The following is a 6,640-nucleotide window of genomic DNA, read 5'->3' as shown; positions in this document are numbered from 1 at the left end:
GGTCGGCCGTGCGGTCGCCGAGCACGGTCTCGACCCCCGCGGCGTCGGGGAAGAGCGCGGGCGCCGTCCGCCCGCGGTTGAACAGCGTCTTCGGCCGGACCCTCGGCGGCCCCGGCGGCGGGCGGCTGCTCGGAGCGGGCGGGCTGCCGACCGCCCGGCGATGCGGGTGACGCGTTGCCGGAACGGGAAGGGGCGGGGGCGGAGGGCCGGTTCAGGTCCTCCGCCCCCGCCCGTGGTTCACGGGGCGTGCGGTGTCAGTGGCGGCGGCGCAGGTGCCACTGCCGTAGCAGGACGGCTCCGGCCAGGGTCAGGATCACGGCCATGACGGAGGCCAGGCCGAGCACGGAGGAGGTCCCGGTGGGCGGCAGCGGGCCCGGGGGGTGCGGCGGCCAGGTCGGGCTCGGTGTCGGACCGGGCGTCGGTGTCGGGCTCGGCGTGGGGGTTGGCGTCGGGCTCGGCGTGGGCGTCGGGCTGGGGCCCGGGTCGGGCTCGAAGTGGGCGGTGACGACCACGTCGTTGGCGGGCATGGTGAAGGAGGTCCGCGCGGCGGTGGGGTCGAGGCCGGTGAGCGGGCCGCCCGCGTCGACGCTCCAGCCGGTGAAGCGCTCGCCGGGCCGTTCGTCGGCGCTCAGCCGGACCGGGTCGCCCGCGGCGAAGTCGCCGGTGGTGGCGCCGCCGGGCAGGGTGCCGTTGTGCACCACGACGGTGTAGCGGGGCTCGGCGGCCAGGTACCAGGTGATGCCGCCCTTGGCGTTGGTCTCCGAGCGCAGCACGGCCAGGCCGTGGAAGGCGGCGTTGTCGACCGGGACCGGCGTCATGGTGAACGCGCCGGCCTGGCTGGGGGCGCCGGAGCGGACCAGGTCGATCCGGGAGCCGTCCCAGCCCCCGTCGAGGGCGAGGGCGATGTCGACGGGCCCGCCGGCGGCGCGGTCGGCGGTGGGGGCGAAGCCGGCGGCGCCGGTGATGTCGAGGAAGTTCTTGGCGGTGTCGGTGGTCGCGGACATCGCCAGGGTGCCGCCGTCGGAGCGCCAGTCCTTGCCGACGGTGGCGGTGAGGTTCGCGGGCGCGGCGGGGGCGTTCAGCCGCAGGGTGCCGGCGGTGGTGAAGGAGACGGTGCTCATGGTGCCGGGGGCGGCGACGTCGACGCGGGAACCGTCGCCGACGGTCCAGTTGCGGCCGAAGAACTTGGCGGGGGTGACGGCCAGTTCGGTGCCGTTGACGAACCGGACGGTGTCCAGTTGGCCGGTGCCGGTGGTGCCGACGCTGCCCAGGTAGCCGGCGGTGTAGTGGTCGAAGACGGCGTTCGCGGTGCCGCCGGTGCCGATGCCGCCGCGCAGCAGCTGGCGGGTGAAGTCGGCGGCGAAGGGGTTGCCGGGCGCGATGTCCTGGAGCCGGACGGTGGCGGTGCCGTTGACCTTGGAGGAGCCGTAGCCGCCGGCGTAGAGGTTGGTGCCGATGCGGCCGCCGTGCACCAGGACGTCGGCGTCGCCGCTGACGGTGTTGGGCTGCAGGCCGCTGGAGCCCGCGTAGCCGCCGCCGTAGACGGAGCCGGTCAGGTCGGCACCGGGTTCGATGGTGACGTGGGTGCTGCCGGTGACGTTCTGGCCGCCGCCGAGGGTCTTGCCGGCGTAGCCGCCGCCGAACACGGACCCGCCGGCGGCGGAGCCGGCGAGGGTGGTGAGCCTGCCGCCGCTGACGGTGACGTGGGTGTCGCCGATCAGGTTGCTGGCCACTCCGCCGCCGCCGGGGCCGCCGCAGACCATGCCCATCACGGTGCCGCCCTCGATGGACACGTACGTGTTCCCGGTGACCACCGCGCCGGAGGAGCCGCCGCCGAGCACGTGCTGGCGCACCAGGGTGACCTTGTCGCCGGGCCGGTAGGTGGCCGCGTCGTAGACCGCGCCCTTGACGGTGACGTGGGTGTCGCCGCGCACCGTGCCACCGGGGTTGATCCCGCCGCCGTAGATCTCGGCCTGGCCGACGGTCTCGGTGGAGGCCGGCATCGGCCCGATCAGTCCGCCGCTCACCACGACGTGGGTGTCGCCGACCACCGGGCCCTCGCCGCCGCCGAGCACCCAGCCGCGCACCCAGCCGTCGGTCATGGTGACGGTGGTCGGCCCGCTGGTGCCGCTCTTGTTGCCGCCGGTCAGGAAGAACGCCTGGTAGCCCCGGGCGGCGGTGCTCGTCAGGTCCGGGGTGGCACCGGCGTAGGCAAGTTTCGCCGGGCCGTCCAGGTCGCCGGCGAAGTTCCCGCCGTAGATGTTCTGGTGGTAGCGGGCGGTGGCGTCCACGCTCAGGTCGGTCGACGTCAGCGGCGGGCTGACGTTGTTGCCGCCGCCGTAGACCAGGTTGCCGGTGAAGTCGTACTTCCCGGCCGCCGGGTCGTTGGTGCCCGACAGCGTGATCGGCGTGCCGTTGGCGTAGGGGTCGGCCGGTGGCAGTGCGCTCAGCGCGGGCGCCGCGCCGAGCAGCGCCAGCGCGGCAGCGACCGTCGCGGTTCGGGCCAGGACCCGGACGGCTGGGCGGTGTGGTTCGTACGGTCTCATCTGATCACCCGATGGGTTCGCTCCGGTTGACACGGTGACAGAAGCCAACGCTGCCGGACCGGGGCGTTCCAGCGACGGGGCCGGTGCTGTCACCCGATGCGCTTACGAACCACCTCGTGCCGCCTTCCACCGTCAGCACCGCGAGGGCCGCCACCGCACACCCCTGGATCCCGAAGCCGGGCCCCGAACCTCCGCCCCCCCCGGGGGGCTGGGGGTGCCCCCTCGGTGCGTGCTGTCGGCGTGCCGGGCGCCTACGGCCCTGCCGAGCGGGGCCAGGGCCGCTCGTCGTCCCCGGCCCGGGGCCCCGCCCGGCTCAGCGGCGGGTCAGGTCAGCTCGTCCAGCAGCCGCCGTTCCGCCTCCGCCGTGAGCCCTTCCGTGCCGGCGGCCGGGCCGCCGCGCGCGTTGTCCCAGGCCAGCGTGTCGGCGATGGTTTCGGCGAGCGGACGGTACGTCAGCCCGGCGGCCAGGGCGCGGGAGACGTCCACCCGGTTGATCGCCGCGCACTCGGGGCCGGCGATCCACATCGGCACGCCCATCCACGGGTCGACGCCGGCCCGCAGCAGCAGTTCACCGCCGACCCAGACCGGTTCCGCGGCGGGGTTCACCACCTCCCGGCAGGCGGCGAAGAACTCACCGAACGGCAGGGTGCGCCCGGTCACGTGGTACACGCCGGCGCGCTGCCGCTCGACGCAGCCCAGGATCCACCCGGCCAGGTCGCGGACGTCGACGAACTGGGCGGCGTCCTCCGGTGCGCCCGGCAGCAGCACCCGGCCGCCGCGCTGGAAGCGTCGCGGCCAGTACGGGAAGCGGTCGGTCGGGTCGTACGGTCCGACGATCATGCCGGGGCGGACCACGCAGGCCCGCTCCCCGCAGGCGTCCAGCACGATCCGCTCGCAGGCCGCCTTGCGCGCGCCGTAGAGCTGGTGCGGCGCCAACTCGCCGTCGAGGTCGAGCAGTTCACCGCTCTCGTCCTGCACGGTGGCCTGGTCGGCCAGCACCGACAGCGAGGAGACGAAGACGTACCGGCCGACCCGACCGGCCAGCGCCGCCACCGAGCGGCGGACCACCTCCGGCTCGTAGCCCGCCACGTCGACCACGGCGTCCCAGCGCCGCCCGTCGAGCGCGGACAGGTCGGCCGTGCGGTCGCCGAGCACGGTCTCGACGCCCGCGGCGTCGGGGAAGAGCGCGGGCGCCGTCCGCCCGCGGTTGAACAGCGTCACCCGGTGCCCCCCGGCCAGCGCGGCCTCGACGAGGGTGCGACCCACGAAACGCGTGCCGCCCAGCACGAGCAGGCTCAGCGGGCGGGAAGGAACGTACGGAGAAGAAGGGTTGTGCATGGTGGTGGTGAACTCCGGAGTCGTGAAGCGGCCCGGCCCGCCGGCGGCAGCAGCCCGCTCAGTCGGCGACCCGGTTCGGGACGTGACGGAACCCGCTCCCGGCAACCATCAACCCCACCCCCTCCGGCACACCCCGGCACGGCAGCTCCGCCGCACCCGGCACGGCAGCTCCGCCGCATCCGACGCGGACGAACCTAGCAGCGGGCGACCGCCGCTGTCAGCCCGTCGCCCCCGGCCCGCCCCGACTCAGCGGGCGGTGGGGGGCACCGGGCCCGCCTCGTCCTTCGGCGGGGGCTCCCAGGGGTGGCGGTGGCCCGCGACGGCGGCGACCAGGACACCGAGGACGGCGACGGGGAGGGTGAGCGCGAGGCTGCCCGCCAGCAGCCGCAGGCCGAGGTTCTCCAGGTGGAGCCGTCCGTCGGAGACCAGGTGGGAGGAGAGCGCCAGGCCGCCGGCGAAGGTGGCCGCCACCGTCGCGATCCCGGGTACGCCGATGTACCAGATCTTGCAGCGGAGCGTGGAGATCCCGAGGACGAGGACGGCACCCCCGGCCACCAGTCCGGGCACCATCGCGTACTTCCCGTCCGTGTCCAGGAACTTGGACGTGACCCAGGCTCCGGCGGGGATCACGGCCAGGGCCGTGACCAGCACCAGCAGCGCACGCCACACCGTCTCCGGAACGCTCCGGGGCTCGGGGACGCGCGCCTCCGGCACCGGTCCCCCCGTTCGATCAACAGTCGTCACGAACCAGAGTATGCCGCAGCGGCACGGCCCCGGCGCGGAACTCCGTACCGGCACCACCGGCCCACGGCAACGAACTCGCCCTGGAACCCGGTCAGTTCGGCGCGGTGCCGCCGACCGGTCCGCTGCCCTTGGGCGGGGCCTCCCAGGGGTGGCGGTGGCCCACGACGACGGCGACCAGGAGGCCGACGACGGTGACGAGGAGGCCGACCGCGAGGCTGCCCGCCAGCACCCGGATGCCGAGGGTGTCCAGGCGGATCCGCCCGTCGGTGACCAGGTGGAAGTGGAACGCCAGGCCGCCGGAGGAGGTGGCCGCCACCGCCGCGAGGCCGGGCACCAGGACGTACCAGGGCTTGGCCCGGAGCATGGACAGCCCGGTGGCGAGGACGACGAACCCGGCCGCCATCGCGGGCGCCGCCGCCAACCGCGAGTCGATCTCCGCGGCCTTCGAGGTGCCCCAGCCTCCGGCGGCGATCGCCGCCAGGGCCGCGACCAGCACCAGCAGCGCGCGCCACACCGTCCCGAGCAGGCCCCGGGGCGCGGGAACGGGCACCTCCGGTGCCGGCCCGCCTGTCCGATCGGAATTCATCACGGCCCAGAGTATGCCGCAGGGGCCCAACTCCCCGCCGCGGAACCGGCGGTGAAGGAGACGAGCGCCCCCTCCCGGTGCTCCCGCACCGACCGGCGAAGCGGACGTTCCTACGCCGATCCGTGGATTCCGCCACGGGCGAGCCGGCGCGTACCGTAGCGGACACTGCCACCCGCCCGCCACCGGGCGGGCCGGAGACGAAAATCGCCGCCGGGTTTTCGCGCGGCGTCCCCTGCGTACGGTACGGGAGAGGAGAGCACGCCATGAGGGAACCGGCGATCAGGTGGCGGAAGAGCTCGTACAGCCTCAACGAGAACGCCTGCTGCGTGGAAGTCGCCGACATCGCGGCGGGCATCGGCGTACGGGACTCGAAGGACCCGGAGGGCTCTGCCCTGCGCTTCGGCCCCCGCACCTGGGCCGCCTTCGTGGGGTCCGTACGGGCGGGCGCCTACGACTCCACGACGGGCGGCGGCCACGTCCGGGTAGAGGTCGGCCGGCCACCGCAGGAGGGCTGAGGGGGAGGCGGAAGGCGGGACCGGATCCGATCGGCTCGGCTCCGCCTCCCCCGGTTCGGGCAGCCGTCGGCCCGGGTCGTCCACGGGCCCACCGGTCAGCCGGTCAGCCGGTCAGCCGGTCAGCCGGTCAGGGTGAAGGTGAAGGTGCCTCCGGTGGCCAGGCAGAAGCCGGAGTCGGTGACCGCCCGGAGGTTGATCGTGTAGGTGCCGGGGCGGGCGTAGTGGTGGGTGGCGTAGACCTTGCGCACGTCCGTGGAGCCGGTGCCGGCGACGTCCGTGTAGGTGGTGGTGCCGTCGCCCCAGGTGGTGGTGAAGGTGAACGTGCAGTCGGTCCAGCCGCCGGTGTAGGTCATCTCGACGGTCGGGTCGTCGCTGCTGCAGGTCGCCTGCCCGTTGAACACGCAGCGGGGGCCGTACGCCTTGGCGGGCGTCGGTGCCGGTGCCGGCGTGCGGGTGGGTGCCGGGTTCGGCTCGGGGGTGGTGGCGGGGGTCGAGCCGGACTTCTTGCCGGTGCTGCCGCCCGTCGAACCGCTGCCCGTCGAACTGCCGCCCCTGCCACCGCCGTTGCCCGGTCCGCCCGCGTCCGGGGTCGCGTCCGCGTCCGGGGTCGGCGCGGCGGGCGGGGTGGCGGAGGCGCCGGTGTCCGGCGTCGGGCCGGCGGTGGTGGGGGTGCCGGACGTCGACGGTCCGGTGGAGCCGGCGGAGTTCGCGGGGGCGGCCGGGTCGGTGGAGTCGGGGAGTTTCGGCGAGCCCTGGGTCTCCTTCGGCGGGGAGCCGTACGGGAGCAGTTCCACGGCGGTGGTCGCGCCCGCGACCAGGATCACCGGGACGACGAACGGCACCAGCCGCCGGTACCAGGCGCGTTCGGGTTTCGCTTCCGGTCCGGCGACCAGCAGGGCCCTGGTCGGCGA

5 protein-coding genes and 1 pseudogene are annotated in these 6,640 nt (G+C 75.0%); 1 reads left to right on the top strand and 5 read right to left on the bottom strand.

Annotated features, from left to right (window positions below):
- Positions 1 to 254: 254 nt before the first annotated feature.
- From ACFUEL_RS32220 to ACFUEL_RS32205, 4 genes are all read right to left on the bottom strand, one after another.
- Positions 255 to 2,546: a hypothetical protein gene (locus ACFUEL_RS32220; protein WP_380240526.1), complete on the bottom strand. Its 2,292-nt coding sequence runs from the start codon at positions 2,544 to 2,546 to the stop codon at positions 255 to 257.
- A 324-nt stretch (positions 2,547 to 2,870) separates the two neighbouring features.
- Complete coding sequence (locus ACFUEL_RS32215; RefSeq protein WP_380240524.1) at positions 2,871 to 3,884, bottom strand: NAD-dependent epimerase/dehydratase family protein; 1,014 nt, start codon at positions 3,882 to 3,884, stop codon at positions 2,871 to 2,873.
- A gap of 246 nt (positions 3,885 to 4,130) precedes the next feature.
- Positions 4,131 to 4,598, bottom strand: a complete 468-nt coding sequence (locus ACFUEL_RS32210; protein WP_380240522.1) for a hypothetical protein — start codon at positions 4,596 to 4,598, stop codon at positions 4,131 to 4,133.
- 121 nt (positions 4,599 to 4,719) lie between these two features.
- Entirely contained in the window at positions 4,720 to 5,217 is a 498-nt protein-coding gene (locus ACFUEL_RS32205; RefSeq protein ID WP_380240521.1) for a hypothetical protein, read from the bottom strand.
- A gap of 260 nt (positions 5,218 to 5,477) precedes the next feature.
- On the opposite strand from ACFUEL_RS32205, the gene ACFUEL_RS32200 reads away from it, so the two are divergent.
- Positions 5,478 to 5,729, top strand: coding sequence for a DUF397 domain-containing protein (locus ACFUEL_RS32200; RefSeq protein ID WP_380240520.1), 252 nt, complete (start codon positions 5,478 to 5,480; stop codon positions 5,727 to 5,729).
- A 119-nt stretch (positions 5,730 to 5,848) separates the two neighbouring features.
- Here ACFUEL_RS32200 and ACFUEL_RS32195 read toward each other — a convergent pair.
- Positions 5,849 to 6,640 (bottom strand): annotated as a pseudogene (locus ACFUEL_RS32195) (hypothetical protein); the annotation flags it as partial.

It is taken from the genome of Kitasatospora sp. NPDC057198 (genome assembly GCF_042670125.1).
In the GTDB taxonomy this organism is placed as follows: domain Bacteria; phylum Actinomycetota; class Actinomycetes; order Streptomycetales; family Streptomycetaceae; genus Kitasatospora.
The sequence above is the reverse complement of the archived record's forward strand: the minus strand, read 5'-3'. Positions and strand labels throughout refer to the sequence as shown.